Source organism: Halomonas sp. 3D7M, from assembly GCF_014897885.1.
Classification (GTDB): Bacteria; Pseudomonadota; Gammaproteobacteria; order Pseudomonadales; family Halomonadaceae; genus Vreelandella.
Genome location: NZ_JABUZF010000162.1, coordinates 17298 through 18407, shown reverse-complemented (window position 1 = coordinate 18407; position 1110 = coordinate 17298). Strand labels below are relative to the sequence as shown.

At 50.8% G+C, this 1110-nt stretch carries 1 protein-coding gene; it reads left to right on the top strand.

Going from position 1 to position 1110, the window contains the following annotated elements; translation table 11 throughout:
• A partial coding sequence (locus tag INT22_RS07900) for a chain-length determining protein (RefSeq protein ID WP_226912511.1) occupies nt 1-992 on the top strand: 992 nt, incomplete at its 5' end.
• Nucleotides 993-1110: the final 118 nt, after the last annotated feature.

The following is a 1110-nucleotide window of genomic DNA, read 5'->3' as shown; positions in this document are numbered from 1 at the left end:
GCTATGTATCTCGGGCTACGGTGGTGCTAGAAAGTCCCCAAGTGGCAACCCCAGAATTTAGCTTGTCATCGCTGATGGGTGGCGGCGCGGGCAATACCGCAGATTTATTACTACTACGAGAGCATTTGCTATCAGTTGATATGCTGCGACTATTAGATGAGCAGCTAGGCATTCGTCAGCATTACAACGAGCACGGCGACTTTTTTGCCAAACTACGTGATGCGGAAGCGCCGATTGAAGACTTACATAGTTACTATCTTCGTCGAGTTGAAGTTGAACTGGACGAATATGCCGGCGTGCTCAATATTCATGTCCAGGGTTATACGCCAGAGTTCGCCTATGATATGGCATCATTGCTGCTAGAAGCGGGTGAGGATCATATGAATGCAATGGGTCATAGGCTAGCAGAAGAGCAGGTTCGTTTCTTAGAACAGCAAATGGTGCGTCTAGAAGAGCGCTTTCGCGATACGCGTTCTGAACTACTCGATTTCCAAAACGAATACGGCTTAGTATCTCCAACATCAACGGTAGAAAGCATCAATCAAGTAGTCGCTACGCTTGAAGGTGATCTAGCCCGCCTCCAGGCTCAGCGCAACGCGCTAGCAAGTTTCCAAAGCTCGCAATCTTCAGAGCTTCGCCAAGTAGAGCGCAGCATCGAAGCGCTGCGCGACCAAATTGTCGAACAGCGCGACCGCCTAGCGCAAGCAGCGGGCAATTCGCTTAACCGCATTTCTGCTGAGTATGAAACCTTAGAACTACAGGCCCAGTTCGCCCAGGAAACCTACTCCAGCGCCCTAGCTGCACTAGAAAACACCCGCTTAGAAGCCGCTCGACAGCTCAAACAGGTTAGCGTGTTGCAAAGCCCGCTATTCCCAGAGTACCCCACAGAGCCTAACCGGCTTTATAACAGCAGCGTTTTCGCCATCATCACCATCTTCCTAGCCTTCATCCTCAGCATGATCATCATGATCGTGAAAGACCACCGGGATTAAAGGGTAGGTTTTTTGTAGCGCGGGTGCGCTGACGTAATAACGGTTGTATCTGTACATGTAGTGTGTTGCAACGAGGTTGTGAGGAACGAGCGAAACCGAGGCACCCGCAATGGCGGCG